We start from the raw sequence: 26,723 nt of genomic DNA on the forward strand, positions 1-26,723 counted from the left end.
GGGGAGACCCGACACCCGGCCACCGCACCGACCGCTCGGGTGCGCGGGTCGGTGCGGTGGCCGGGTCGGGGCGGGGCGGGGCGTCAGACGGCCGTGCGGGACCACTGCTGGTTGGCGCCGGTGTTGCAGGTGTACTGCTTGAGCACCTGGCCGTCGGCGGTCGACGAGGCCGGCACGTCCACGCACTTGTTGCTGTGCCGGGCCCGCAGCTGGAAGTAGCTGCCGTTGGTGACCATCTGGAACTGCTGGTTGGTGCCGCTGCCGCAGGTGTACTGGATGAGTTCGGCGCCGTCGGCGGTGGAGGCGCTGGTCACGTCGAGGCACTTTCCGCTGTGCCGGCTGACCAGCCGCCACCAGCCGCTGCCCGCGTCGACGAACTGCCACTGCTGCCAGGCGTTGCCGGCGTAGGTGTACTGGCCGACCCGCGCGCCGTTGTCGGTGTTCGGCTGCTGGACGTCCATCGCCTTGCCGCTGTGCCGCACGGTGAGCCGGTAGTACGTTCCGGTGCTCGGAGGCGGCGTGGTGGGGCCGTCGCCGACGGTGTCGCCCCACCCGTAGCGGACCCGGTCGGACCCGGAGGGGTTGCGGATGCTCAGGTTGAGGTCGGTGCCGCTGCCGCTGAGCGCGTACATCGAGTACCAGTCGTAGCCGATGGTGCCGGGCTTGCCGCCGAGGGCGGGCCAGTAGGTGCCGCCCATCTGGTTGTCCCGCATCACCTGGGCCATGGCCCGGATGTGCCGGACGAAGTTGTCGGTGCTGTTGGCGTCGGCGTAGTTGCGGCCGTCGTTCATCGGCGCGCCCCACTCGGTGGCGACGGCGCGGGAGGCGCAGTTGCCCAGGCGGGTCTGGATGTGGCTGCGGAAGGCGTCGTAGCTCATCTCGCCGTAGAAGAACGCGTAGTGGTGGAAGGAGAGCAGCGTCGCGTTGAACCGGCTGTCGTTGCAGATGTCCCGCAGGTCCTGGCTGAAGCCGGTGCCGCCGATGAGCACCCGGCCGGGCGGCGCCGAGGGGTGGGAGCTGAGCCAGTTCGCCGCGACGTTGCGCCAGTCCGCCGAGCTGTAGCCGTGCGGCTCGTTCATCGGTTCGAAGTAGACGTTGGGGTTGGTGCCGTACGTGTTGGTCACCGTGGACCACATCGCGTTCCAGGCAGCGAGGTTGGTGATCCGGCCACCGGAGGCCGCGCCGTCCTCCCAGTACGCCAGGATGACCTTGAACCCGCGTGCGGTGGCGGCGTCGATGGCCCCCCGGTACGCCTCCCACCACGCCGTCCCGACCGTGTGCGTGTTGATCGGCAGCCGGACGGTGTTGATCCCCATGGTGGCGGCCATGTCGTCGTAGAGGGCGTTGGCCTTGGCCCGTACCGTCGCGTTGCTGTCGGAGGCGCTGAGGCCCTGCACGACGAGCGGGCCGGTGCTGAAGTTGTCGCCCAGCACGGCCCAGTTCATGCCACGGAACTGGCTGGTGGCGGCGGTGGCCGGGGACGACACGACGACCGCGCCGCCGACCATCGCGGTCGCCACGGCGGCCAGCGTGACCAGCAGCCGGCGGAGCGGACGGTGTCGCCGCGACGCCGCTGAGGGCGACGTGATCCGGGTCGGGGAGTGGTCGGTCACGTGATCGGGCCTCTCTGGTCGGGACATCGCGCCGAGATCGCTGTTAGCGCTAACATTGGTGCGTCGCGACCGGTGCCCTGATTGTTGCCTGCGTGTTGCAGACAAGTCTCAGCGATCGTTTCCGGGGTGTCAATAATCGACCAGCATCGTTTGATGTGGGGTGGTGTCGTCGTCGGGCGGCACCCGGTCACGGTGGATCGACACGCCCTGGCGTGCTCGCGTCGTCGGCCCGCGACCTCGCCCCCGCCCCGTCCCGACCGGCCGTGCGCCGACGGTGCCGCAGCTCCACCGGCAGGCAGCCCACCGCCGTCGCGGCGGCGACGAGCAGCAGCACCACGGCGAGGTTGCGGCCGTACGGCAGCGGCAGCACCGAAGGGTCGTCCGGCGGCCGACCGAAGCCCAGCACCAGCGGCAGCGCCACGACGGTGAGCGCGGCGGCACCGACGACCCCGGCCCGCACCACCGGCCGGTGCCGGCGCGGGACGAACCGGGCGAGCAGCGCCCCGACGGCCAGCACCCCGGCCATCCAGACGAGGTCGTGCCCGACCAGCACCCCGGCCAGGAACACCAGCACCCCCGCCGGGGCCAGCTCCGGGTCGGTCAGCGCGCCCGCCACGGCGTACCCGATGAGCAGGGTGCCGGCCGCGACGAGCACCACCCGGGTCCTCACCCCGCCTCCCGCACGACGAGCCGGCCGACCCACTTGGTCTGGAGCACGCCCGGCCGGTTCGGCGCGATCAACCGGGCCGGGTAGCCGTGGTCGGGATGCAGGGGTTCCCCGCCCAGTCGCAACGCGATCAGCGTCGCCGGGTCACCCACGTGCGCCGGGCCGACCGTCGACGCCCGGTAGCGGCCGGCCGCCTCCAACGACTCGACGCGGACGCTCGCCCGGTCCGGGTCCGCCCCGACCAGCGCGACCAGGTCCCGCAGCCGCACCCCCGTCCACCGCCCGGTCGCACTCCACCCCTCCACACAGGCGATCGGCAGGTCGGCGGTGTGCTGCGGCAGGGCGTGCAGGGCGGCGAGATCCAACGCGACCCGCCCGCCCGGACCGTCGACCACCAGCCGGTACGCCGGATCCCCGACGTCCACCCCGGCCCGGCGGGCGGTCCGGTTCACCGGCAGCCCCTGCGGGCCGACGTCCGGCCGGCGCGGGGCGAGCACCGCCAGGCCGGACAGCGGCCGGACGGTCTGCCCGACCGTGGTCAGGGTGATCAGGCCGGCCGCGGCGGCCACCCCGGCGAGCAGCCCGCGCCGGCTGAGCCGCTCCTGCGGCGACTCGACGCCCGGGCGGGCCAGCGCGGCCCGGACCGCCGGCAACTGCACGCCGACGTGCACCAGCAGCGCACCCACCACCAGCCACGCCACCCGGTAGTGCCCGGCGGTGAAGAAGAACGGCATCGGCGCGTACCAGCGGGCGACGTTCAACACCCCGCCGACGACCTCGAACAGGGCCGCGGCGACCAGCACACCGACGCTCGCGCGTTCGAGCGCGTGCGCGACCGACCGCACCGGCGGCCAGCGGAACAGGTGGTGGTAGACCGACCACAGCTTGGCCCCGAGCAGCGGCACCGTGGCCAGCCCGGTCGCCACGTGCAGCCCCTGGGTGAACCGGTAGAGCCCCACCGGCCGCGCCGGCCACCGCAACCAGCCCGGCGGATGCTGGATCAGGTGGCTGAGCAGCCCGGTGAGGAAACACACGGCGAACGTCACCCCGAGCGCGACGCCGAGCTGGCTGGTCAGCCGGGTCGACCGCAGCGGCGACGGGAACCGGTCGGGGGCTGGTACCGACCACCGTCGGGCGGGCCGCCGCAGCACCGGCGTACGGCCGCTCACCGGGGGCCGAGGGTGGCGAACCACCGGCCCGCCTCGGTCCAGGTGTCGCGCACCCGCAGCGCCGCCTGTCCGGCCAGCGTCGACAGACCGTCCAGGGGTACGCAGGCCCAGGGCAACGGGCCGTCCGCACCGTCCGGCGTCCGCACCGTGGCCGTACCGGACCAGGCCGGCGTTCCCGGCGGCGCGCACTCGACGTGCAGCCGACCGTCGGCGGCCAGCAGCCGGCGGCACCGGCGCAGCAGCCGGTCCGGGTCGCCGCCGATGCCCACGTTGCCGTCGGCCAGCAGCAGGTGCCGCCACCGCCCGGCCCCCGGCACCGGCCCGAACACGTCCCGGCGCAGGGCCACCGCGCCGCGCCGCCGGGCCAACCGGACGGCGGTGGCGCTGACGTCGATGCCGAGCGCGGGCCGCCCGGCGTCGATCAGCGCGCTGGCGAGCCGGCCCGGTCCACACCCGACGTCGAGGGTCGGCCCGGTGCAACGGGCCAGCAGCGACGCGTCCCCGGCGACGGCGTCCCGGCACCAGAGCGCCGGGTCGAACCGCAGCACCCCGCCGCTGGGATGCCGGGCGGTGAACGCGGCGGGGACACCCGACGCGGCCCGGTCGAACGCGGCGTCGAACAGCGCCACCGCGTTCATCCGGCCACCGCCGTGGACGACGGGACGTCGACGGCGACCGCGCGGGCGAACCGGCTGCCCGGTGGGCACAGCGCCGCCACCGCGTGGGCGTCGACGGCGGTGTCCACGTCCCGCAGCCGGGGCAGCAGGTGCACCCGCAGGCCCCGGCGGCGCAACGCGGCCAGGGTGCGCGCGCCGGTACTCGCCACCGAGGTGGGCACCGTCCGCAGCACGGTGGCGTGGCCGGGATCGCGCAGCCCCAGCGTCCACCAACCGCCGTCCTCGGCCGGCCCGAGCACCGCGTCCGGCCCGTCCGCCCGGCCGAGCAGGTCCCGCGCGGTGTCCAGGTGCGCGGCGGTGAGCTGCGGGGTGTCCATGCCGACCAGCAGGGTCGCCGCGCCCGCCGTACGGGTGTCGACGAACGCGTGGGCGAGCCGGTCGGCGAGCGGGCCACCCCGCTGGGCGAGCCGCGTCCAGCCCATCGGGGCCGGCAGGTCACCGTCGACGACCAGCACCCGGGCGTCGACGGTGGCCGTGGCGACGGCGTCGAGGGTGTCGGCCAGGGCCGCCGCGGCGACCCGGGCGGCCTGCACGGGCGTACAGGGCGGGCAGAGCCGCGTCTTGACCCGGCCGGGCACCGGCGTCTTGGCCAGCACCAGCACCCGCAGGGCGGTCGGTGGACGGTGGACGTTCACCGGGCCAGCACCGTGCCCATGTCCCGCACGGCGCGGGCGGTGCCGAGCACGGTGCCGGTCACCTTCGACCGGGTGCCGGCCGCCCGGGGGTGGTAGTCGACGTCGACCTCCACCACCCGCCAGCCCGCCCGGCCGGCCGCGATCAGCAGCTCCAGCGGGTAACCGAAGCGGCGGTCCCGCAACCCCAACGCCAGCAGGTCGTCGCGGCGGACGGCCCGGATCGGCCCGATGTCGTGCACGTCGAGGCCGGTGGTGCGGCGCAGCCGGTGGGCCAGCACGGCGTTGCCGACCCGGGCGTGCCACGGCCACACCCCACGTCCCGTCGGCCGACGCCGGCCGGTGCCCAGGTGCGCCGCGCCGGACCGGACCGGATCGGCCAGCAGGGGAAGCTGCGCCGGGTCGAACGACCCGTCGGCGTCCAGCACGCACACCACCCCGTCGACCGGGTCGGCCGCCAGCACCCCGGCGTGCACGGCCGCGCCGTACCCGGGCTCGGCCACGCTGATCACCTCGGCCCCGCAGGCCCGGGCCACCGCCGCCGACCCGTCGGTCGAGCCGTTGTCCACCACGATCGGCCGGTAGCCGGCCGGCATCCGGGCCAGCAGGTCGGGCAGGGCCGGGGCCTCGTCGCGGCAGGGAAGAACCACATCGGTCATGCTGCGCGACGCTAGGGCACCAGCCGCCCGGAAGTTCTTACCTGACGATGACGGAATCCCCGGCCGCCGCGCAGTTCTTACGAACCACTGACGGCTGGTCGCGGCCGGCGTACGACGGCGGTCACCGGCCCTACCGTCGGCGGGTGACCCACGTACTCGTCACCGGCGGCGCCGGTTTCATCGGCACCCATGTGGTGACCGCCCTGCACGATGCCGGCCACCGGGTGACCGTGGTGGACTCCGGCCACCCCGGCGCGCACCGCGGACCGTTGCCGGACACCGTGGCGGGCGCGCCGCTCGTCCGGCTCGACGTCCGGGACCGCCCGGCCCTCGCCGCCGTCCTGGCCGACGGGGTCGACGCGGTGGTGCACCAGGCCGCCATGGTGGGCCTCGGCGTCGACCTCGACGACCTGCCCGAGTACGTCGGCTGCAACGACCTCGGCACCGCCGTGCTGCTCGCCGCGATGGCCCGGGCGGGCGTGCACCGACTGGTGCTGGCCAGCTCCATGGTGGTCTACGGCGAGGGCGCGTACGCGTGCGCCGGGCACGGTCCGGTGCGCCCCGCGCCGCGTACCGTCGCCGACCTGGCCGCCGGGCGGTACGAGCCGACCTGCCCGCGCTGCGCCGCCACGCTCACCCCGGGGCTGGTCGACGAGGACGATCCGCTGGACCCGCGCAGCGTGTACGCCGCCAGCAAGGCCGCCCAGGAACACCTCACCGCCGCGTGGGCGCGACAGACCGGTGGCGCGGTGGTGGCGCTGCGGTACCACAACGTCTACGGGCCGGGGATGCCCCGCGACACCCCGTACAGCGGGGTCGCGGCGATCTTCCGGTCCGCGTTGGAGGCCGGCCGGGCACCCCGGGTCTTCGAGGACGGCGGGCAGCGCCGCGACTTCGTCCACGTCCGTGACGTGGCGGCGGCCAACCTCGCCGCGCTGGACGCGACCGGCACCGCCACCGGCTGGCGGGCGTACAACGTGGCCTCCGGCCGGCCGGTGACCATCGTGGACGTCGCCACGGAGCTGGCCCGCGCCGCCGATGGGCCGCCGCCAGTGGTCACCGGCGAGTTCCGGCTCGGCGACGTGCGGCACGTGGTCGCCTCGCCCACCCGGGCGGAGACCGAACTCGGGTTCCGGGCCGCCGTGGGACTCGCCGAGGGGATCGCCGAGTTCGCGCACGCCCCGCTGCGCGGGTGAGCGGCACCCCCGGCGACCGTCCGGCCCGGACGCCCGGCACCCGTCCGGCTCCGCCCGGGCGCGCGGGCGGCCGTCGGGGCGAGCCGGACGGCGGCCCGCGCCCTGGCCCGCCGCGTGCCGACGTGCTCGCCGCCGCTGCCGCCGTCGGCCTGTTCGCGGTGGCCGCCGTCACCGGCGGGGTGCTCTACCTGCTCGGCCACCCGGTGCACGCCAGCGCCGCGCCGCTGTTCGCACAGTGGCTGCCGCACCTCGGCATCGGCACCCCGGCGGCCCTGCTGGTGGCCGCGCTGGTCTGCTGGCACGGGCCGGCGGTGGCCACCCGGCTGCCCTGGCGGCCGCTGCTGGCGCTCGGCTACCTCACCGCCGTGGCCTGGACGCTGTCGCTGGCCCTGGTCGACGGCTGGCACCGTGGCGTCGCCGGGCGGCTGACCACCCGCCACGAATACCTGCACGAGGTCCCCGGCGTCACCGACGTCCCCGCCATGCTGGCCGGCTTCGCCGGCCGGATCCTCGACGGGCAACCGGACTCCTGGACCACCCACGTCTCCGGCCACCCGCCGGGGGCGCTGCTCGTCTTCGTCGGGCTCGACCGGGTCGGGCTGTCCGGCGGGGGGTGGGCGGGGACGCTGTGCATCCTGGTGGCGGGCCTCGTCGCCGTCGCCGTGCCGCACACCGTACGGCTGCTCGGCACCGAGGCGGCGGCCCGTGCGGTGCTGCCGTTCGTGGTGCTGTTCCCCGGGGCGGTCTGGGCCGGGGTGTCGGCCGACGGGCTGTTCGCCGGGGTGACCGCCACCGGGATCGCCCTGCTGGCCCACGGCCTCACCCGGGGGCGTGCGGTGGCGGCGCTCGCCGGTGGGGCCCTGTTGGCGTCCGGTTGCTACCTGTCGTACGGGCTGGTGCTGATGGCTCCGCTCGCGCTGGCGGTCGTCGTGCTGGCCGGCCGGCACCGGCGCACCGTGGGGTGGGCGTTCGTCGGGGCACTGCCGGTCGTCGCCGTGTTCACCGCCGCCGGGTTCTGGTGGCCCACCGGCTACCACCTGGTCGTCGAACGCTACTACCAGGGGGTCGCCGCCGACCGGGCGTACGGCTACTGGGTCTGGGCCGACCTGGCGCTGGTCGTGGTGGCCGCCGGCCCGGTGGCGGCGGTGATCCTGCGGCGGGCGGTGCCGGCCGGCCGGCGGGCCCTCGCGGCGTGGCGACCGGCCGCGGAGCACGCCGCCTGGCTGCTGCCGCTCGCCGCCACGGCGGCGATCGTCGCGGCGGACCTGTCCGGTTACAGCAAGGCCGAGGTGGAACGCATCTGGCTGCCCTTCACCGTCTGGCTGACGGCCGGCGCCTCCCTGATCCCCGCGGCCGACCGGCGCGGCTGGCTCGTGGTGCAGGCGGCGGTCGCGCTCACGGTCAACCACCTGCTGCTGACCACCTGGTAGTCCACCGCCCTCCCACCTTTCGACGACGCCGGGTAGACGCGGCGGCCGGTGACCCCGTCACCCGGTCGCCGCGTCCGGCTGCGCCCGGTCGGGGCCGGTACTTCTTACCGAACCATGACGTACCCGGCCGACGGTGACCGTTGCCCACCCGCCCGGCCGTACCCCCGGCAGACAGCACATCACCGGAGCCGGTTTCCGGCTTGGAGGAGAATTCCGATGAACCGCAGACCCGACGGGACCCCGCTGGTCCACACCCGGCCGGCCCGGATCGCCCTGGCCGCGCTGGTGCTGGCGGCCACCGGTGCGCTCACCGCCACCTTCGTCTCCGGTGGCGGCCGGGGCGCCGCGGACGCCGCCACCAGCCTGGACCAGTTCGTGCCGATCGAGAAGGTGCCGCCGAACGTGCGCGCCCCGCAGCCGGCGGCGGGCGCGTCGACCGGGCGGTTCACCGTGGACTGCGGCACGAACGGCAACGGCAAGTTCAGCCCGGACAACCCGGTGGCCCAACCCGGCATCCGCAACGGCGCGGAACACGTCCACGACTTCGTCGGCAACCTGGCGATCACCGCGAACTCCTCCAACGCCGACCTGGACGCCTCCGGCACCACCTGCCGCAACGGCGACAAGTCGTCCTACTTCTGGCCGGTGGTGCGCATCGACCGGAGCGTCCGCGACGACGACCAGGTGCGGCAGGCCCTCGCCCAGACCCAGCCGATGGTCGTCTGCCCCTCGGTCGGCAAGCGGCTGCGCGCCGTCCCCACCGGGGCCCGGGGCACCGTCGACCGGCTGCTCGCCGACCTGGACCGCCAGCAGGCCGCCGCGAACCAGCGGATGACCGCCAGCCGGGGCCGCATCGACGCCGCGTTCAACCGGGAGGTCACCGACGCGTTGCGGGCCCGCCGCGCCGCGACGATCAGGCAGATCAGCACCACGGTCACCGCCGCCGGCGGCAACCAGCCCGGCCTGGTCTCGCTGGTCGAGTGCGACGTCAGCTACGACGACATGCACGCCCGGATGCCCGGCGCCGCCCACCGCGCCAGCGTCACGGCGGCCCAGGCGGCCAACCCGCGCATCCAGTGCCCGACGGTGCGGGACAAGCTGCCGGGTGTCCCGGCCGGGGCGCTCGCCGAGGTGAACCGCAACCTCGACGAACTCGACAGGCAGCTCTCCGAGGCCAACGAACGCCTCGTCACCAGCCGGGGTCAGGGCGGCCCGGCCTTCGTCGACAACGCCATCCTCGGCCCGCTGCGCGCCAAGCGGATCGCGGTGCTCGACCGGATCGCCATCGCGATCGGCCGGCAGGCCGCCCGCCCGCAGGGCCTCGACGCGTTCGCCACCTGCACCCTGGACCAGGCCCCCGCCCCGACCGGCACGCCCACCGCAGCCCCGCCCACCACAGCAGCCGCGCCCACCACCGCAGCCGTGCTGCCCGACCCCCAGGGTCCCGACCTGGAACTGCCCGGCAACACCGGCGGCATCGTCCGCCCGGCGCAGGTGCTGATCGAGTACCGCGGCAACCCCGCCAGCAAGGTGGTCCCGATGCCGAAGTTCCTCCGGGCGCTCACCGGTGACGCCAAGCCCACCAGCCGTGGCCCGGCCAACGCCCGCGCCACCTGGACCTGCTCGGGCTTCGCCGACCGGCTCTCCGACAAGTACCCGATCTGCCCCGCCGGCAGCCAGGTGCAGCGGGTGCACGACTTCCCCGGCTGCTGGGACGGCCGCAACGTCGACAGCGACAACCACCGCAACCACGTCGCGTTCGCCGACCGGGCCACCGGTGCCTGCCCGCAGGGCTTCCGGGCGATCCCGCAGCTGAGGATCACCGTCGGCTACGACATCCCCCGGGACGTGCAGCTCAAGGGCCAGTACGCGCTCGACTCGTTCCCGGAGGAGAACCACAACCCGTTCTCCGACCACAACGACTTCGTCAACGTCAACTCCGCCCAGACCATGCAGCGCATCGCCACCTGCATCAACAAGGGCAAGAACTGCTCCTGACCGCCGGGCCGCCCGGCACGGGGCCGCGCGACACCACCGCCACGCCGAGGGCGGTGGTGTCGCGCCGACCCCGGCCGGCCGGACCGGCGTGGGTCGGTCGGGTCGGTTACGGGGTGACGGAGAGCAGGTGGGCCCGGTAGCCCTCGCCGTAGCTCTTGGTCGGGGTGCCGTTGTAGTCCTCGATGAGCACGTTGCCGCCGCTGCAACCCCACGGGTTCCAGGTCCACGCGGTGTAGCCCAGCCGCTTGCTGTCCAGCCAGGTCATCAACCTGTCGATGTAGTCGTGGGCGCAGGTGTCCTGGCCGATCTCCCCGGCGTGCACCGGCACCTGCGCGGCCACCGGCGCGATCTGGGTGTCCCAGCAGGTCTCGGTGACGCAGGCGTTGAAGTTGTACGAGTGCCAGGAGGCGACGATGTTGTTGCGCGGGTCGGTCGGCTTGTAGGCCAGCCACTGGGTCAGGTCGTTGGTCCAGGTCAGACCGGGGACCAGCAGCACGTTGGTGGCCCCGGTGGCGCGGACGGCGTCGACCAGGCTCTGCATGCCCGCCACCGGGTACTCGATGCCGGTGCAGGTGCCGCCGTCACGCAGGCAGCGCCACGCGGCCGTCATGTCCGACCAGTTGTTGGCGGCGTCCGGGTACGGCTCGTTGAACAGGTCGAACAGCACCGCGTCGTTGCCCTTGAACGCGGTGGCGACCCCGGTCCAGAACTGGGGCGTGTACTGCCGGCTCGGCATCGGCTTCTGGCAGGTGGCGTTCACGTCGGTGCAGGCCGAGATGTTGCCGGTGTACTGGCCGTGGGTCCAGTGCAGGTCGAGGATCGGGTTGATCCCGTTGGCGACGAGCAGGTTCACGTACGCCTTGACCGCCTGCTGGTAGGCGGGGCCGCTGGGCGACCCGGACAGACCGAGCCAGCAGTCCTCGTTGAGCGGGATGCGCACCGCGCGGATGTTCCAGGCCTTCATCGCGTCGACGGAGGCCTGGTCGACCGGGCCGCTGTCCCACATGCCCTTGCCCTGGACGCAGGCGAACTCGCCGCTGGCCCGGTTGACGCCGAGCAGGCGGTAGGTCGCCCCGGCGGCGGTCACCAGCCGGTTGCCCGACACCCGCAGGCTCGGCGCGGCCCCGCTCGGCGGCGGGGTGGTGGTCGGCGGCGGGGTGGTCGGCGGGGGAGTGGTGGGTGGCGGCGTGGTGGGCGGTGGGGTGGTCGGCGGTGGCGTCGTCGTGGGCGGGGGTGTCGTCGGGCTGACCACGCCGGTGCAGGTCGTCCCGTTGAGCGCGAACGACGTGGGTACGGGGTTGGTCCCGCTCCACGCGCCGTTGAAGCCGATCGTGGTGGACGCGCCGGTGTTCAGCGCGCCGTTCCAGCTCAGGCTGGCCGCCGACACCCGGGCACCGGACTGCGACCAGGTGGCGCTCCAGCCCTGGGTGACCCGCTGGTCGGTGTCCGGGAAGTCGAACGTCAGCGTCCAGCCGGCCACCGCCGAGCCGAGGTTGGTGATGGCGACGTTGCCGCTGAACCCGCCGTTCCACTGGCTCTGCACGGTGTAGGTGACCGCACAGCCCGAGGCCGCGGCCGAGGCGGGCAGGGTGGCCGCGGTCAGGCTGGCGGCCACCAGCGTGCCGGCGGCTGTCGCCGCCAGCAGGGCATGACGACGTGTCATGAAGCTCTCCTAGGCATAGAGGGGAGCGTCGATGGGAGCGCGCCTGCGAGCTTTCTTTATTCGCCTTACTAAGTCAAGCGTATCGATGCCGTTTCGACGGATAGCCAGGTGGAACCGTTTCCCGCGCTACCCGGGCGGGCCCGTCGTGCCCCGGGCGACCACCGTCTCGGTGGCACACCAGCGCTGCGGCACCGTCTCGCCGGCGACCAGCCGCAGCACCGCCTCACCGACCGACTCGCCGAACGAGTGCACGTCGAGGCTCATCGTGGTCAGCGCGGGCGACGCCAGCCGGCACAGGCTGGAGTCGTCCCAGGCGATCAGGCTGACGTCCCGGGGGACCCGGTCACCCCGCTCGGTGACCGCGTGCAGGCCCGCCACCGCCATCAGGTCGTTGTCGTAGATGATCGCGGTGGGCGGTTCGGGCCCGTCCAGCAGTCCGGTGGTCAACCGCGCCCCCGACTCCGCCGAGTAGTCACCCGCCACCACCACGGCGTCCACGGCCGACTCCGCCGCCGCCGTCAGCATCGCGGCCGTACGGGTCCGGGTGTGCAGCAGCGCGTCCGGCCCGCTGATCCGGGCCACCCGCCGGTGCCCCAGGGCCACCAGGTGCGCCAGGGCCGCCCGCATCGAACCGGCGTCGTCGCGGCGTACCGCCGGGTTGTCGTCGGTGGGCTCACCCGCGACCACCACGGGCAGCCGCAGGTCCCGCAGCACCGCCGGCCGGCGGTCGTCGACCGACGGGTTCACCAGCACGACCGCGTCGACCAGCCGCTGCCGCGCCCACCGGCGGTACGCGGCGATCTCGGCGTCGTGGTGCGCGACGACGTGCAGCAGCACCGACCGGCCGTGCGCGGCGAGCCGCTCCTCGATGCCCGCGATGAACTCCATGAAGAACGGCTCGGTGCCGAGCAGGCGGGGCGGCCGGGCCAGCACCAGCCCCACCGCGCTCGTGCGCCACGTGTCGTCCATCGCGTACCCCCGGGTCCCTCAGCCTGCCGATTCGGTGAGCCGGACCCGCTGACCGGCCACCTGCTCGGGCGGGCGTGGTCCGTGCCCCGGCGGGACCAGCTCGGATTCGAGGACCAGGGCGGCCGCGCCGACGGCCGAGGCCGTCGCGGCGGAACGGGAGAGCCGGACGTCGACGGTGTGCGTGCCCCGGGCGAAGCAGGCGCGCAGTTCGTGCCGGACGATCGGCAGGTACACCGACCCGGCGGTGGCCAGGCTCGGCCCGGTCAGCACGAGCACCTCCAGGTCCATCAGGTTCGCCAGCGTCCGGGCGGCCACCCCGACGTGCCGGGCCGACCGCTCCAGCAACGCCAGCGCGTGCGGCTCACCCCGGCGCGCGGCCCGGCTGATCGCGGCGAAGTCGGCGACCACCGAGGGCCGGCGGACGCCGGGCGTGAACCCCACCGCCCGTGCCGTCGCCGGCTCCGACCGGGCGGCGGCGACCACCGCGGCCGGCCCGGCCAGCGCCTCCACGCAGCCCCGCGCCCCGCACCAGCACCGGGGCCCGTCGGCCGACACGCACACGTGCCCCAGCTCGCCGACGTTGCCGCTCGGCCCCCGGTAGGTGCTGCCGTTGATGACCAGCCCGGCACCGATGCCGGTGCCCATGTAGAGGGCGGCGGCCGAGGCCGCCGTGCCGAACCCGCCCGTCCAGTGCTCGCCCAGCGCCGCCGCGGTCGCGTCGTTGTCCAGCGCCACCGGCAGGGTCGTCACCTGTTCCAGCGCCGCGCCCAGCGGGAAACCGTTCCACTGCCGCATGGCGGGGGCGAGCCCCACGTCCGGCGGGCCACCCATGCCCCGGGTCGCGTTGACCGGCCCGGGGAACACCAGGCCGACGCCGAGGATGCGGTCCCGCTCCACCCCGACCCCGTCGATCAGCGCGGCGATCTCGGTGGCGATCCGGGCGACCACCACCGCCGGCTCCTGCGCGCCGGCACCCGGGCGGGAGATCCGGGCCACCACCGTGCCACCCAGGTTGGTCAGGGCGTACGTGATGACACCGTGGTCCAGGTGGACGCCGACGGCGTACCGGGAGGCGTGGTTGAGCTGGAGCAGGACCCGCCGCTTGCCGCCTGTCGACTTCGCGTGGCCGGTCTCGACCACCAGGTCCTCGTTGATCAGCTTGCGGACCAGGGTGGAGATGGTCGGCGCGGTGAAACCGGTGGCCCGGATCAGGCCGACCCGGCTGATCGTGCCGGCCGCGCGGATCGCGTCGAGAACGACCGACCTGCTGCTCACCTGGGGTTTGCTCGCTGCTGGTCCGCTCACTGCTTCTCTGCCAGGGGCTGTTAGGTCGGCGGACCAGAGTATACAAGTATCCCGATGGCTAAGGATCGTGGTCGAACCGGCCATGTCCGGGTGGCCCGCCCCGGACGGCGGGCCGGGTGGCTCAGCCGTCGGCGGCCGGTTCCGTCCCGAGGCACGCGACGACTGTCGCGTCGTCGGTGGCGACCCCGTGCCGGGCCTCGGCCGCCCGGACCCGGCGGATGATCCCGCCCGGCCCGGCGGTGTCCAGCAGGCGCAGCAGACCCGCCCAGTCGGTGAGCCCGAAGGTGTCCACGAGCCGGCTCGCCCCGTTGCTCAGCAGCGCCGCCGCCGTCACCCCGGCCGCCGGGCAGTCGCCGGTGACCGCCTCGTCGACCACCCGTGGGTCGTCCTTGGCCACCCAGAAACCGCCCGGGGCGTTGCGGTGCCCCCGCAGTTCGGCCAGCAACCGCCGGTGCTCACCGCTGCCCTCGGCGACGCCCACCAGCCGCTGCTCGAACGACCGGGCGATCACCACCTCGCGAGGGTCGTGGGCGACGAGCGGCCCGCCGGCCACCCGGCCGATGACCGCGACCGCGTCCCCGAGGACCAGGTGCTCGACCAGCCCGCCGGCGCACCGCAGCACCGCCACGGCCGCGTGCGGGCTGCTCGGGTGGGTGACGTCGCAGGTGTCCCGGTGCGCGTCGGTGACCTGCCCGATGCCCTCGGCCAGCACCGACCGCAGGCTGCCGCCCGTCGACAGCCCGCCCAGCAGCGCGCCGCCGAGCCGTCGGGCGTACCAGGCCACGCCGTGCCCGCAGACCTCGCCGGCCCCGGGGACACCGCCCGCGCCGTCGACCAGCACCAGGCCGGCCGGCACCGCCCCGGCGAAATCCTCGTTGGCCCGCCCGGGGTGCCCCGCATCGGTCGCCAGCACCACCCGCATCGGCCGATCATCACACGGCCGGGTTTCACCCCGTGACCCCACAGTCGACGAGGATCTTCACCTCGCCACCGGTGGCGAGCGCCCGGAACGCCTCGGCCACCTCGGGCAGCGGCACGACCCGGGTGATCAGCCGCCCGGCGGGCACCAGGCCGGCGTGCACCAGCCGGACGGCCTCGGTGTAGTCCTCCCGCTCGTACACCCGCACCCCGATCAACTCCAGTTCGCGCCAGAAGACGCGGTGCAGGTCCACCTCCCGGGGGGTGGGATGGATCGCCACGACGACCAGCCGGCCGCGTGCGGCGAGCAGGTCGGTCGCGGTGCGGACCCCGGCGGCGGACCCGGACACCTCGAAGGCCACGGCCGCCCCGGCGCCACCGGTCGTCTCGTGCACGTGCCGGGCGACGTCGACCGTCTCCGGGTCGACGGTACGCAGCCCGAGTTCGGTGGCGAGGGCCCGCCGGCGCGGGTCGGGTTCGAGCACCGTCACCTCGGCGCCGGTGGCCCGGGCGACCGTCCCGATGAGCAGGCCGACCGGCCCGGCGCCGACGACCACCGCGTGTTCCCCGGCGGTCAGCCGGGACCGGCGAACGTCGTGCACGGCGACGGCGGTCGGCTCGATCAGCGCGGCGTGGGTCAGCGGCAGGTCCGCCGGCAGCGGCACCACGATGCGTGCGGGCACCGTCCACGAACGCTGCATCGCACCGGGGGAGTCGATGCCGACGAAGACGAGCCGGTGACAGATGTGGCTGTTGCCGGCCCGGCAGGCGGGGCAGTCGCCGCACCAGTCCAGCGGCATCACGGTCACCGGGTCGCCCACCCGGTGCCCCCGCACCCCGGGACCCACCTCGGCGATGCGTCCGGACATCTCGTGGCCGATCACCGCCGGCACCCGGACCCGCTGGTCCATCGCGCCGTGCGCCACGTGCAGGTCGGTGCCGCAGATCCCGGTGTACGCGACGTCGATGCGCACCTGGCCGGGGCCGGGCGGCACGACGGCGGTCCGCTCGACGACGAAGGTACGGTCGCCGACGTAGTACGCGCTGTGGTTCACGACTCCTCCTCGGACAGGTGCCAGACCTCCCGCATCGGCGCCCACCAGTGCCCCGAGCCGGGTTCGGCGACCGACTCCTGGCACGGGTCGGTCAGCGTCCACCACTCCTGCGTGCGCGGGTCGGCGGCGATGCGCCGCTGGTCGGCGTCGTGGTCCTCGCCGACGTACTCGTAGTAGCCGAAGAGCAGGTCGCCGTGCAGGAAGATGCTGTAGTTGCGGATGTTCGCCGCGCGCAGCGTCCGTTCGACGTCGGGCCAGACGGCGGCGTGCAGGCGCAGATAGGTCTCGCGGTGCTCCGGTCGGAGCCGGATCAACCAGCCGTAGCGCTGCACGTCACGCCCCTCCGGTACGGGTGGCAACCGCCGGTCCACGGCGGCGGGCCGTGGGACGGCCGCCGTCGGGGAAAACATCGGATGTCTCTATATTGGTGGGGGTCGCCGTCGGTCGGCTCAGCCGCAGCGGCCGGGACGACGCGCGACCGGCCTGCCGGAGGGGGACGTGATGGCACTGACCGACGACGCGATCGCCAAGATCCGGAGCATGGTCCAGAGCGGTGAGCTGCCGCCGGGTGCCCGGCTGCCCCCCGAGCCGCAGCTCGCCGAGCAGATGGGCCTGTCGCGCAGCGGGGTCCGGGAGGCGGTGAAGGTCCTCGAGTCGGCCCGGGTGCTCGACGTGCGCCGGGGCGACGGGACGTACGTCACCAGCCTCGCCCCCCGGCTGCTGCTGGAGGGGCTGGGGGTCGCGGTGGAGCTGCTGCGCGACGACACGCTGCTGGAGGTCATGGAGGTCCGCCGGCTGCTGGAACCGATGGCCACCGGACTGGCGGCGCTGCGGATGACCGAGGCCCAGCTCGACGACCTCGGCGGCATCCTGGAGGAGATGCGGGCGGCGGCCGACGACGCCGAGAAGCTGATCCGGTTCGACACGGCGTTCCACCACACCGTCGTCGCCACCACCGGCAACGAGACCCTCACCTCGCTGCTGGACGGGCTGTCCAGCCGTACCCTGCGGGCCCGGGTGTGGCGCGGGCTGATCGAGGGCAACGCGGCGCACACCACCATCGACGAGCACCACGCGATCTACCGTGCGCTGCGCTCGCGTGACCAACTGCTCGCCCAGGCGAGCGCGTTGATGCACGTCAACACCTCCGAGGCGTGGCTGCGCACGGTGCTGGCCGCCAAGGCGGGGGCCGCCTGACCCGGCCGGCCTCACGCGGGCCCCGCCGGAGGGGCCGCGCCGACCCGGTCGGCCAGGCCGTAGGTGCGTACGGCGGTGCCGGCGAGGATCTCCCGGTGTTCCCGGTCCGACAGCGGTGGCAGCGCCGCCGTCAACGCCCGCAGCACCCCGGGGTAGTCCGACCGCAGCAGGCAGACCGGCCAGTCCGAGCCGAACATCAGCCGCTGCGCGCCGAACTCGGCGACGGCCACCGCGACGAACGGCCGCAGGTCGTCCGGTGTCCACGTCGGGGCGGCCTCGGTGACCAGGCCGGACAGCTTCGCGGTGACGTTGGGGTTGGCGGCGAGGGCGGCCAGCGGACCGCGCCAGCTCCGCAGCCCCGCGTCACCCTCGGCGATGCGGGGCTTGCCCAGGTGGTCCAGGACGAACCGCAACCCCGGCACCGCGCGGGCCGCCCGCGCCGCCGCCGGTAGCTGGTCGGCGCGGATCACCAGGTCGAACGCGAGCCCGGCGTCGGCGAGCGCGGCGAGCCCGCGCCGCACGTCGGGCCGGTCCAGGTAGTCCGGGTCCGGCTCGCCCTGCACCTGCGAGCGGACCCCGGCCAGGTACCCGCCGCCGCGCAGCCGGCGGTAGCGGGCCACGGTGGCGGGCACGTCGTCGGCGGCGACGTCGAGCCAGGCCACCACCGCCAGGATCGGCGCGGTGTCGGCGGCGTAGCCGAGGAACTCGGCGGCCTCGTCGCGATGGCAGCGCCCGCCCTCGACCAGCACGGTGCCGGTGACCCCGGCGGCGGCGAGTTCGGCGGTCAGGTCCGCCGGGGTGAACGGCCGCCGGATGGCCGCCAGCCCGGGCGCGTCCAGCCAGGTGTACCCGCGTTCGGGTCGCCACAGGTGGTGGTGCGCGTCGATGATCACGGCGTCACCGGGTCCGGGGTCGCGGCGGCGTCGGCCCACTGCGGGCCGTCGGGGAACCGGTACGCGGCCAGGGACTCCGGCCGGATCTGCCCGCTCATGCCCGGTGCGGTGGGGGCCAGGTAGCGCCCGCCGGTGACCCGCACCGGGTCGACGAAGTGGTCGTGCAGGTGGTCGACGTACTCGATGGCCCGGTCCTCGGTGCTGCCGCTGACCGCGACGAAGTCGAACATCGCCAGGTGCTGCACCAGTTCGCACAGCCCCACCCCGCCGGCGTGCGGGCAGACCGGCACCCCGAACCGCGCGGCGAGCAGCAGGATCGCCAGGTTCTCGTTGACCCCGGCGACCCGGCAGGCGTCGATCTGCACCACGTCGACGGCATCGGCCTGGAGTAGCTGCTTGAACACCACCGCGTTGTGCACGTGCTCGCCGGTGGCGACCCGGATCGGGCTGAGCGCCTTGCGGACGGCGGCGTGCCCGAGGACGTCGTCCGGCGACGTCGGCTCCTCGATCCAGTACGGGTCGAACGCGGCCAGCTCCCGCATCCACCCGATCGCCTCGGGCACGCCCCAGATCTGGTTGGCGTCGACCGCGAGGCGGACCTGCGGCCCGACGGCCTGCCGGGCGATGCCCATCCGGCGTACGTCGTCGGCCAGGTCACCGCCGACCTTGAGTTTGATCAGCCGGTAGCCGTCGCGGACGGCCTCCGCGCAGAGCCGGGCCAGCTTCTCGTCGTCGTAGCCCAGCCACCCGGGCGTGGTGGTGTACGCGGGGTAGCCCTCGGCCAGCAGCCGCTGTTCCCGCTCGGCCCGTCCGTCGGCGGCCCGCCGCAACAGGGCCAGCGCCTCGTCCTCGGTGAGGGCGTCGCGCAGGTAGCGGAAGTCGACCTGGGCGACGAGCTGTTCCGGGGTGAGGTCGGCCAGCAGTTTCCACAGTGGCTTGCCGGCCCGTCGGGCGGCGAGGTCCCACACCGCGTTGACCAGGCCACCGGCGGCCATGTGCACGACCCCCTTGGCCGGGCCGAGCCAGCGGATCTGGCTGTCGCCGACGAGCCGTCGCGCCAGCGCCCCGGGGTCGGCGGTCAGCTCGTCGACGGGTTGGCCGACGACCATCGCGGCCAGCGACCGTACGGCGGCGACCTGGATCTCGGTGCCGCGTCCCACGGTGAAGACCAGCCCGTGTCCCTCGTCGCCCGCCGACGTCCGCAGGACGACGTAGGCGGCCGAGTAGTCGGGGAACGGATTCATCGCGTCCGACCCGTCGCGGTGCACGGAGGTGGGGAAGCGGACGTCGATCGTGTCCACCGCGGTGATGCGCTCAGTCAACGGAACTCCTGGTTGAGGGGATCGGGGGCGTCGGCGGCCCGCCTCGTGGGCGGGTCGCGTGGGGTCGGGCCGGCGGGGGCGGTTCAGGTCTGTGCCTTGCCGCCGGTGATGCGGGAGACCACCAGGGCGATCAGGATGACCGCGCCGTTGAGGAAGTTCGTCCACTGTGCGGGCACCCCGGCCAGGGTCAACACGTTGATGATCATGAAGAGCAGCAGGACGCCGGTGAACGCGCCGAAGACGCTGCCCCGCCCGCCGTTGAGGCTGACCCCGCCGATCACCGCCGCCGCGAACACCTGGAAGATCGCGCCGTCGCCCTGGGCCGCCGGCACCGCCGCCAGCCGGCCGCTGATCAGCAGGCCGGCCAGGGCGGCGAGCACGCTGGCCACGACCAGCGCGACCCACAGCACCCGGTCGGTGCGGATGCCGGCGGCGCGGGCCGCGTCGGCGTTGCCGCCGATGGCGTACAGCGCGCGGCCGGCGCGGGTGTGGCCGAGCACCACGATCCCGGCGGCGAACAGCAGCAGCGACACCCAGATCGAGGCCGGCACCCCGAGCCAGCTCGTCGAGCCGAGGTACGTCATCGACCCGGGCAGGGCGAAGAAGGTCTGCCCGCCGGAGATGCCGGTGAGCAGGCCGCGCAGGATGATCAGCATGCCCAGCGTCACGATGAACCCGTTGAGGCCGAACCGGACGATGAGCAGCCCGTTGAACGCCCCGACCAGCGCCCCGACCAGCAGCACCACCGGCACCGCCCAGGCGTCCGGGAGCAGGCCGAGCCCCAACCCCCGGGTCAGCTCCGGGTCGACGACCAGCCAGGCGGCGATGCCCGGGGCGAGCCCGAAGGTGCTCTCCAGCGACAGGTCCATCTTGCCGGTGATCAGCACGATGGTCTGGGCCAGCACCAGGATCGCGATCTCCGACATGCTCTGCAGCACGTTGAGGACGTTGTCGGTGCTGAGGAAGACCGGGCTGATGATCCAGCCGACGATCGCCACCGCGACGATCGCCGGCACCAGCGCCAGGTCCCGCAGCCGGGCGACGGCCAGGTGCCGCGACGACGGGCGGGTCGGCGGGGGCGCCGACGCCGGCACCGTGCCGGTGGACAGCGTGTCAGACATGGTGGAGGTCCACCCCTTCCATGGCGGCTACCAGATCGTTGTCGCTCCAGCCGTGGGCCATCTCGGCGACCACCCGGCCCTGGAACATCACCAGCACCCGGTCGCAGATGCGCAGGTCGTCCAGCTCGTCGGAGACCACCAGCACGGCGGTGCCCCGGCGGCGGACGTCCTCGACGACGCCGAGCAGGGTCTGCTTGGACCGCACGTCGACCCCGGCGGTGGGCGTGATCAGCACCAGCAGCCGCGGATCGTTGGCCAACGCCCGGCCCATCACGACCTTCTGCTGGTTGCCGCCGGACAGGTCGGCCACCGGCGTCTGCGGCCCGGACGCCTTGATCGTCAGCGCGGCGATGGTGTCCCGGGCCAGCGCGTCCCGGCGGGCCCGGGAGATGAACCCGTAGCGCCCGACCCGCTGCGGCACGGTCATCGTGACGTTCTCCGCGATCGACAGCCCCGGCACCAGGCCCTCCCGGTGCCGGTCCTGCGGCACCAGCCCCACCCCGGCGGCGAGGGCGTCGGGCACGCTGCCCGGCCGCAGCACCCGGCCGGCGAGGGTGACCGACCCGGCCACCGGGCGGGTCAGACCGACGACCGCCTCGGCGACCTCGACCTTGCCGCTGCCGCCACCACCGGCGATGCCGACCACCTCGCCCGCCCGGGCCCGCATCGACAGTCGGGCCCCGGACCCGGTGACCAGGTCCCGCACCGACAGCAGCACCGGCGCGTCGGACGCCGGTGGCCGGTGGTCGGCCTCCGGCATGCTCACGTCCTCCCCGGTCATCGCGGCGACCAGCGCCTGCCGGCTCAACCCGGCGACCGGGGCGGTGAGGATGTGCCGGGCGTCGCGGAAGACCGTCACCCGGTCGCACAGGTCGTAGATCTCCTGCAGGTGGTGGCTGATGAACAGGAACGTCACCCCCTGCGCCCGCAGGTCGCGGATGCGGGTGAACAGGCGGTCGATGCCGGCGGCGTCGAGCTGGGCGGTCGGCTCGTCGAGGACGATGAACCGGGCGCCGAAGGACAACGCGCGGGCGATCTCCACGAACTGCCGCTGCTCGACCGAGAGCGTCGCGGCCGGCTGCCGGACGTCGACGTCGACCGACCACTGCGCCAGCAGGTGTTGCGCCTCCCGCCGCAGGCTCGACCAGCGGATCAGGCCGGCGCGGGAGCGGGCGTGCCGGTTGAGGAACAGGTTCTCCGCCACGGTGAGGGTGGGGATGATCGTCGACTTCTGGTAGACGCAGGCCACCCGCCGCCGCCAGGCGTCCCGGTCGGCCAGCGGCGGTGCCGGCCGACCGTCGAAGGCGACCGCCCCGCCGTCGGCGGCCTGCAACCCGGTCAGGATGCCGACCAGCGTCGACTTGCCGGCGCCGTTGCGGCCGACCAGGGCGTGCGTCTCGCCGCGCCGGACCATGATCCCCGCCCCGGACAGGGCGAGCGTGGAGCCGAAGCGTTTGGTGATGTCGACCGCCTCGACGACCGGTGGGTCGTCGTCGCCGGGGTGGTGCGGGGCGGTGGTCATCCCTGCCGGCCCCACAGCGAGGGGTCGTCGTACTTCACCGTGGGCTGCCCGGCGACCGGTGCGCCGTCCAGGGTCACCAGGGGTGCCGGGAGCTGGTCCTCCAGCAGGCCGTCGCGCACCTGGATGATGGTGCTGCCGTGGTCGGTGGGGCCGGGCTGGAACGTCTTGCCCTCGATCGCCGCCTTGGCGTACTCCAGCCCGTAGCGGGCGTACAGGTCGGCGGGTTGGCTGACGGTGGCGTCGATCAGGCCGTCGCCGATGTTCTTCAGCTCCTCGGGGATGCCGTCGTTGGACACCACGAAGACGTGCTTCGGGTCGGTCGGCGGCACCTGCAGGCCACGCTGCTTGAGGATCTGCAGGGTGCCCGACAGCGCGAACGACGACTGCATGTAGACGCCCCGGATGTCCGGGTCGGACGCGAAGCGGGTCTGCAACTTCGACGCCGCGACGTCGGCCTTCCAGTCGGTCGCCTCCCCGAAGACCTTGATGCCGGGGAACTCCTTGGCCATGCACTCGCTGAACGCCTCGGTGCGGTCCCGGCCGTTGATGGAGTCCAGGCCGCCCTGGAGCATGACGACCTTGCCCCGGCCGCCGAGCTTGGTGCCCAGGAACTGGCAGGCCTTGGTCCCGTACGCCCGGTTGTCGGCGCGGACCACCATGAACACCGTGCCGGTGTCGGGCCGGGTGTCGATGGTGACCACCGGGATCTTGCGGCTCTCCAGCTGGGCCAGGGTCGGGGCGATCGCGGCGGTGTCCTGCGGGGCCATCACCACCCCCTTGACGCCCTGGCTCATGAAGGTCTGGGCGTTCGAGATGAGGTTCGCGATGTCGTTCTGCGAGTTGGTGGTCTTGAGGTCGACCCCCAACTGCCCGGCGGACTGCGGCACGTACTTGATGTAGGAGTTCCAGAAGTCGGTGTCCGAGCGGGGGTAGTCGACCCCGATGAGCGGCTTGCCGCCGCCCGTGCCGGTCCCGGCCCCCCGGTCACCGCAGCCGGCGGTGAGGGCGACCGTCGCGCCGAGCAGCACCGTCAGCCCCGCGCTCACCAGACGTCCGTGGTTCATCGTGTTCGCTCCGTTTCTGCGGGAGTGCTCCGGCGGGCACGGCCGTCGCGTGGGGCGGCGGCCGTACGCCCGGATGGCGCACTGCGGGTCGGGCGTGCTGGAACCTTGCGCCGGCTGCCGGGTCGGGGGACGGCACGCGGAGGTCCCCTCCCTGGGTGGGAGGTGGGTGGTGCCGACACGCACGGTCGAGACATCAGACGTTAGAGTTTCCATTGTGTAACGTCAATGCCCCGCAGGTTACTGCGGGGAGCGGCTGCTGGCGGCCGGTCGCCGGGGTGGAGCTTCGGTCGCGACACCCCAGACGTCCTACCAATGCCCTGCCGGTCGGGCGGCCCCTGCCTGGCGTGGTGCCGCAGGTGGCGGCGGCCGGTCGGCCCGTCGATGAACGTCAACGTCGATGCCTGTAGTTCTTTGCCGCGTCGGGTCGCCTGCGTCGGCCGGACCGTTGCGCGCCCGATCGACCCGTGCGCCGGGCGGCAGCCGCCCCGCACCCCGCCCTCCGTGGCCCCCTCCCGATCCGATCGGGCGTGCGTCGACGCACGCCGGTGCCGCCCTGGACGGCCGCTGCGCCCCGGATCTAAGAGATTTCCCATTTGTATTGGCCAGCATCGATTCCGATCGCCGCGCAGGGCGGCCGGTCAGAACAGGAGCGGCCCATGTCCGTACGACAGACCACCGACGACACCGCCAGCCATCCGGTCGGCACCCTCCCGGCCGGGCCGGACGGCTGGCGGTCGGTCCTGCTGGACCACCTCCCACCGCGTGACCGGCGGCTGTTCCACCGGTTCGGTCAGGGCCCCCGGGTGCCCGCCCCCGACCTGCGCATCCACCAGGCGTTCGCCAGGTGGGCCGCCGCCACCCCGGACGCCGTCGCCGCCGAGCACCTCGGGGTACGGATCGGCTACCGCGAACTGGACCGCCAGGCCAACCGGCTCGCCGCCCACCTCGTCGCCCTCGGCGTGCGCACCGGCGACACCGTGGGCGTGTTCACCAGCCGGTCCCTGCCGATGCTGGTGGGCATCCTGGCCACCCTCAAGGCCGGGGCGGCCTACGTCCCGCAGGACGTCCGGATCGCCCCCGCCGGGCAGTTGCGCCAGGTCGCCTCGACCGCCCGCTGCCGGGTGCTGCTGACCACGTCGGCGACCCTGGACGCGGTGCCGGCGTCGCCCGGCGTGCCCCGGCTCGCGGTCGACGAGATGATGGCCGAGCCGCTGCCCCCCGGCGGGCACCTCACCGCCCCCGTCCCGGACCGCCCGGTACGCGCCGACGACGGCTGCTACGTGCTGTTCACCTCCGGCACCACGGGCACCCCCAACGGCGTCACCGTCACCCACGGCAACGTCGCCAACATCCTGCTCACCACCCCGGGTGACCTGGGGATACGGCCCGGCCGGACGGTCGCCCAACTGCTCAACGTCGCCTTCGACATGGCCGCCTGGGAGATCCTCGGCTGCCTCGCCAACGGCGGCACCCTGCTCGTGCGCGACCGGGACCTCACCGCCACCGCCGCCCGCGCCGACGTGGTGGTCGCCACCCCCTCCGTGCTCGCCCGGATCGACCCGGACCGGTGCGCCGGGGTGCGGGTGGTCGCGGTGGCGGGGGAGCCCTGTCCGCGTCCGCTGGCCGACCGGTGGGCCGCCGGCCGGATCTTCTACAACTGCTGCGGGCCGACCGAGACCACCATCGTCAACACCATGCACCGGCACCGGCCGGGTGCGCCGCTGACCATCGGCCGGCCGACCCCGAACAACACCGTCTACGTCCTCGACGACGACGGACGCCCCTGCCGCATCGGCGAGGTCGGCGAGATGTGGGCCGGTGGCGACTGCGTCTCCGCCGGCTACCTGGACAACGACGCGCTCAACACCGAGCGGTACGCCCCGGACCCGTTCCTCGGCGGCGGCCGGCTGATGTTCCGTACCCGCGACCGGGGCCGCTGGCGCGCGGACGGGGAACTGGAACATCTCGGCCGCACCGACGACCAGGTGAAGGTCCGGGGTTTCCGGGTGGAGCTGGACGCGGTCTCGACCGTGCTGGAGACGGTGCCGGGCTGCCGGAGCGCGGTCACCCTCCGGGTCACCGACCGGGACCTGGTCTCCTTCGTCGTCCCTGCGGAACTGGACCCGCAGCGGTGCCGGGAGACGGTGGCCGCCGCGCTGCCCTACTACTGCGTGCCGGCGGCCGTGCACCCGCTGCCGGAGCTGCCGATGACCGGCCGGGGCAAGGTCGACCGGGACGCGCTGCGCCGGCTCGCCCTCGACCTGCGGTGGCAGTTCGCCCACGTCGAGGAGGCGGCGGCGTGACCACCACCGGTCTGCGACCCGTGTCGACGCCGCCGCGTACCGGCCCGGCGGGCCACCCCGACGAGGTGCTTCCCCCGCCGGTGTCGACGCTGCGCCGGGTCCTGGCCCATCCCCGGTTCATGCACCACCACCGGCTCGTCGCGGCGGTGCTCGCCGGCAACGCCGCGCTGCTGGCGTACGGGCTGGCCGTCGGCTGGTGGCACGGCCCGGGGGCCGCCGACGCGTTGGGCGTCGCCGCGCTGGCGAACGTCGCGCTGGCCGTGCTGATCCGTCAGCAGTACGTGATCAACCTGCTGTTCCGGCTGGCCACCCGGGCACCCACCAGGTGGCCGCTGCGGGTGCGGGCCACGTTGGGCAAGGTCTACCACTTCGGTGGGCTGCACGTCGGCGCGGCGCTGGCCGGCACCGCCTGGTTCCTCGCCCAGCTCGGCGCGTTGACCGCGCGTGGCGGCCCGGCGGGGGCGCTGGTCACCGGGTACGCGGTGGCCGTCCTGCTGTTGGCCGTCGTCGGCACCGCGCTGCCGCCGGTGCGCTCGCGCCGGCACGACCTGTTCGAGCGTACCCACCGCCTCGGCGGCTGGGCGGCCCTGCTGCTGCTCTGGGCGCAGGCCGCTTTCCTGGCCGGCGGGCCGGTCGCGCTGGCCGCCTCCCCGCAGGGGTGGGTGCTCGCGGTGCTGACCGCCAGCATCGCCCTGCCCTGGCTGCGGCTGCGCCGGGTGCCGGTGGTGGTGCAGCGTCCGTCGTCACATGTGGCGCTGGTCCACTTCGACCACGGGGTGACGCCGTTCCCCGGCTCGTCCACGGCGGTCAGCCGCAGCCCGCTGTGGGAGTGGCACTCGTTCGCCAACGTGCCGACGCCGGGCCGCAGCGGGTTCCGGCTGACCGTCAGCCGGGCCGGTGACTGGACCGGCCGGTTCGTCGACGACCCGCCGCGCCGGGTCTGGGTGAAGGGGATCAGCACCGCCGGGGTGGCCAACATCGAGACCCTGTTCCGCCGGGTGCTGTACGTGGCGACCGGCAGCGGGATCGGCCCGGTGCTGCCGCACCTGCTGGCCGGGCAGGTGCCGGCCCACCTGGTCTGGGTGGCCCGCCGGCACCGGGAGACCTTCGGCGACGACCTGGTCGACGAGATCCTCGCCCACCAGCCCGACGCGCTGCTGTGGGACACCGCCCGCGACGGCAAGCCCGACATGCTGCGGCTGGCCTGGCAGGCGTGCCGCCGCTACGACGCGGAGGCGGTCATCTGCATCTCGAACCGTCCGCTGACCTGGCAGGTGGTGCGGGGCATGGAGGAACGCGGGGTGCCCGCGTACGGCGCGATCTGGGATTCCTGAGGACATGGAGGCGACG

At 74.3% G+C, this 26,723-nt stretch carries 23 protein-coding genes; 6 read left to right on the plus strand and 17 right to left on the minus strand.

The window, feature by feature from the left end; all coding sequences use genetic code 11:
• Positions 1-83: 83 nt before the first annotated feature.
• The 6 genes from ACN265_RS09905 to ACN265_RS09930 form a co-directional block, all read right to left on the minus strand.
• Positions 84-1,613, minus strand: a complete 1,530-nt coding sequence (locus tag ACN265_RS09905; protein WP_421407016.1) for an RICIN domain-containing protein — start codon at positions 1,611-1,613, stop codon at positions 84-86.
• 187 nt (positions 1,614-1,800) lie between these two features.
• The gene (locus tag ACN265_RS09910) at positions 1,801-2,283 is read right to left on the minus strand and encodes a hypothetical protein (RefSeq protein WP_420118339.1); all 483 of its coding nucleotides are present in this window, start codon (positions 2,281-2,283) and stop codon (positions 1,801-1,803) included.
• Entirely contained in the window at positions 2,280-3,449 is a 1,170-nt protein-coding gene (locus tag ACN265_RS09915; RefSeq protein WP_421407018.1) for a molybdopterin-dependent oxidoreductase, read from the minus strand. Before ACN265_RS09915 ends, ACN265_RS09910 begins: the two co-directional genes overlap by 4 nt.
• Positions 3,446-4,087: a methyltransferase domain-containing protein gene (locus tag ACN265_RS09920; protein WP_421407020.1), complete on the minus strand. Its 642-nt coding sequence runs from the start codon at positions 4,085-4,087 to the stop codon at positions 3,446-3,448. Before ACN265_RS09920 ends, ACN265_RS09915 begins: the two co-directional genes overlap by 4 nt.
• Entirely contained in the window at positions 4,084-4,761 is a 678-nt protein-coding gene (locus ACN265_RS09925) for a TIGR04282 family arsenosugar biosynthesis glycosyltransferase (protein WP_421407022.1), read from the minus strand. The genes ACN265_RS09920 and ACN265_RS09925 overlap by 4 nt, the downstream gene beginning before the upstream one ends.
• Positions 4,758-5,417, minus strand: coding sequence for a glycosyltransferase family 2 protein (locus ACN265_RS09930; protein WP_204923415.1), 660 nt, complete (start codon positions 5,415-5,417; stop codon positions 4,758-4,760). Before ACN265_RS09930 ends, ACN265_RS09925 begins: the two co-directional genes overlap by 4 nt.
• Before the next feature lie 143 nt (positions 5,418-5,560).
• Here ACN265_RS09930 and ACN265_RS09935 point away from each other — a divergent pair, with 143 nt between their 5' ends.
• The 3 genes from ACN265_RS09935 to ACN265_RS09945 all read left to right on the plus strand — a co-directional run bounded on the left by ACN265_RS09935 (position 5,561) and on the right by ACN265_RS09945 (position 10,041).
• Positions 5,561-6,613: an NAD-dependent epimerase/dehydratase family protein gene (locus ACN265_RS09935; protein WP_421407023.1), complete on the plus strand. Its 1,053-nt coding sequence runs from the start codon at positions 5,561-5,563 to the stop codon at positions 6,611-6,613.
• A 122-nt stretch (positions 6,614-6,735) separates the two neighbouring features.
• Positions 6,736-8,043: a hypothetical protein gene (locus ACN265_RS09940; RefSeq protein ID WP_421411443.1), complete on the plus strand. Its 1,308-nt coding sequence runs from the start codon at positions 6,736-6,738 to the stop codon at positions 8,041-8,043.
• Between the two features lie 216 nt (positions 8,044-8,259).
• Positions 8,260-10,041, plus strand: coding sequence for a DUF1996 domain-containing protein (locus tag ACN265_RS09945; RefSeq protein ID WP_421407025.1), 1,782 nt, complete (start codon positions 8,260-8,262; stop codon positions 10,039-10,041).
• Between the two features lie 106 nt (positions 10,042-10,147).
• On the opposite strand, the gene ACN265_RS09950 is transcribed toward ACN265_RS09945, so the two are convergent.
• The 6 genes from ACN265_RS09950 to ACN265_RS09975 form a co-directional block, all read right to left on the minus strand.
• Positions 10,148-11,704 carry a cellulase family glycosylhydrolase gene (locus ACN265_RS09950; protein WP_421407026.1) on the minus strand — a complete coding sequence of 519 codons (1,557 nt, stop codon included), beginning with the start codon at positions 11,702-11,704 and terminating at the stop codon, positions 10,148-10,150.
• A gap of 126 nt (positions 11,705-11,830) precedes the next feature.
• A complete protein-coding gene (locus tag ACN265_RS09955; RefSeq protein WP_420119572.1) occupies positions 11,831-12,673 on the minus strand; it encodes a LacI family DNA-binding transcriptional regulator in 843 nt (280 codons plus the stop codon).
• Positions 12,674-12,691: 18 nt separating this feature from the next.
• Positions 12,692-13,948: an ROK family transcriptional regulator gene (locus ACN265_RS09960; RefSeq protein ID WP_307826038.1), complete on the minus strand. Its 1,257-nt coding sequence runs from the start codon at positions 13,946-13,948 to the stop codon at positions 12,692-12,694.
• A 151-nt stretch (positions 13,949-14,099) separates the two neighbouring features.
• On the minus strand, positions 14,100-14,900 hold the full coding sequence (locus ACN265_RS09965; protein ID WP_421407027.1) for a hypothetical protein: 801 nt from the start codon (positions 14,898-14,900) through the stop codon (positions 14,100-14,102).
• Between the two features lie 25 nt (positions 14,901-14,925).
• Complete coding sequence (locus tag ACN265_RS09970) at positions 14,926-15,951, minus strand: zinc-dependent alcohol dehydrogenase (protein ID WP_421407028.1); 1,026 nt, start codon at positions 15,949-15,951, stop codon at positions 14,926-14,928.
• Positions 15,948-16,361: an L-rhamnose mutarotase gene (locus ACN265_RS09975; RefSeq protein ID WP_420117079.1), complete on the minus strand. Its 414-nt coding sequence runs from the start codon at positions 16,359-16,361 to the stop codon at positions 15,948-15,950. Before ACN265_RS09975 ends, ACN265_RS09970 begins: the two co-directional genes overlap by 4 nt.
• Positions 16,362-16,452: 91 nt before the next feature.
• Here ACN265_RS09975 and ACN265_RS09980 point away from each other — a divergent pair, with 91 nt between their 5' ends.
• Complete coding sequence (locus ACN265_RS09980) at positions 16,453-17,148, plus strand: FadR/GntR family transcriptional regulator (RefSeq protein WP_204923403.1); 696 nt, start codon at positions 16,453-16,455, stop codon at positions 17,146-17,148.
• Positions 17,149-17,159: 11 nt separating this feature from the next.
• On the opposite strand, the gene ACN265_RS09985 is transcribed toward ACN265_RS09980, so the two are convergent.
• The 5 genes from ACN265_RS09985 to ACN265_RS10005 form a co-directional block, all read right to left on the minus strand.
• Entirely contained in the window at positions 17,160-18,041 is an 882-nt protein-coding gene (locus ACN265_RS09985; protein WP_421407029.1) for an amidohydrolase family protein, read from the minus strand.
• A complete protein-coding gene (locus ACN265_RS09990) occupies positions 18,038-19,363 on the minus strand; it encodes an enolase C-terminal domain-like protein (RefSeq protein WP_420117077.1) in 1,326 nt (441 codons plus the stop codon). The genes ACN265_RS09985 and ACN265_RS09990 overlap by 4 nt, the downstream gene beginning before the upstream one ends.
• 83 nt (positions 19,364-19,446) lie before the next feature.
• A complete protein-coding gene (locus ACN265_RS09995) occupies positions 19,447-20,484 on the minus strand; it encodes an ABC transporter permease (protein WP_204923400.1) in 1,038 nt (345 codons plus the stop codon).
• Positions 20,477-22,006 (minus strand): sugar ABC transporter ATP-binding protein, encoded by a 1,530-nt coding sequence (locus tag ACN265_RS10000; RefSeq protein WP_421407030.1) that lies wholly within the window; start codon positions 22,004-22,006, stop codon positions 20,477-20,479. Before ACN265_RS10000 ends, ACN265_RS09995 begins: the two co-directional genes overlap by 8 nt.
• A complete protein-coding gene (locus ACN265_RS10005; protein ID WP_421407032.1) occupies positions 22,003-23,070 on the minus strand; it encodes a sugar ABC transporter substrate-binding protein in 1,068 nt (355 codons plus the stop codon). Before ACN265_RS10005 ends, ACN265_RS10000 begins: the two co-directional genes overlap by 4 nt.
• A gap of 656 nt (positions 23,071-23,726) precedes the next feature.
• Here ACN265_RS10005 and ACN265_RS10010 point away from each other — a divergent pair.
• Positions 23,727-25,373, plus strand: coding sequence for an amino acid adenylation domain-containing protein (locus ACN265_RS10010; RefSeq protein WP_421407033.1), 1,647 nt, complete (start codon positions 23,727-23,729; stop codon positions 25,371-25,373).
• Complete coding sequence (locus ACN265_RS10015; RefSeq protein WP_421407034.1) at positions 25,370-26,707, plus strand: hypothetical protein; 1,338 nt, start codon at positions 25,370-25,372, stop codon at positions 26,705-26,707. Before ACN265_RS10010 ends, ACN265_RS10015 begins: the two co-directional genes overlap by 4 nt.
• The last annotated feature ends 16 nt before the right edge of the window (positions 26,708-26,723 follow it).

Source organism: Micromonospora sp. WMMD730 (genome assembly GCF_049178955.1).
Lineage (GTDB): Bacteria > Actinomycetota > Actinomycetes > Mycobacteriales > Micromonosporaceae > Micromonospora > Micromonospora wenchangensis.

Coding starts and splice junctions, on each gene's coding strand:
- ACN265_RS09920 (WP_421407020.1), bottom strand. CDS start 4,087: ATGAACGCGGTGGCGCTGTTCGACGCCGCGTTCGACCGGGCCGCGTCG.
- ACN265_RS09930 (WP_204923415.1), bottom strand. CDS start 5,417: ATGACCGATGTGGTTCTTCCCTGCCGCGACGAGGCCCCGGCCCTGCCC.
- ACN265_RS09945 (WP_421407025.1), top strand. CDS start 8,260: ATGAACCGCAGACCCGACGGGACCCCGCTGGTCCACACCCGGCCGGCC.
- ACN265_RS09950 (WP_421407026.1), bottom strand. CDS start 11,704: ATGACACGTCGTCATGCCCTGCTGGCGGCGACAGCCGCCGGCACGCTG.
- ACN265_RS09955 (WP_420119572.1), bottom strand. CDS start 12,673: ATGGACGACACGTGGCGCACGAGCGCGGTGGGGCTGGTGCTGGCCCGG.
- ACN265_RS09965 (WP_421407027.1), bottom strand. CDS start 14,900: ATGCGGGTGGTGCTGGCGACCGATGCGGGGCACCCCGGGCGGGCCAAC.
- ACN265_RS09975 (WP_420117079.1), bottom strand. CDS start 16,361: ATGTTTTCCCCGACGGCGGCCGTCCCACGGCCCGCCGCCGTGGACCGG.
- ACN265_RS09980 (WP_204923403.1), top strand. CDS start 16,453: ATGGCACTGACCGACGACGCGATCGCCAAGATCCGGAGCATGGTCCAG.
- ACN265_RS09995 (WP_204923400.1), bottom strand. CDS start 20,484: ATGTCTGACACGCTGTCCACCGGCACGGTGCCGGCGTCGGCGCCCCCG.
- ACN265_RS10000 (WP_421407030.1), bottom strand. CDS start 22,006: ATGACCACCGCCCCGCACCACCCCGGCGACGACGACCCACCGGTCGTC.
- ACN265_RS10005 (WP_421407032.1), bottom strand. CDS start 23,070: ATGAACCACGGACGTCTGGTGAGCGCGGGGCTGACGGTGCTGCTCGGC.
- ACN265_RS10010 (WP_421407033.1), top strand. CDS start 23,727: ATGTCCGTACGACAGACCACCGACGACACCGCCAGCCATCCGGTCGGC.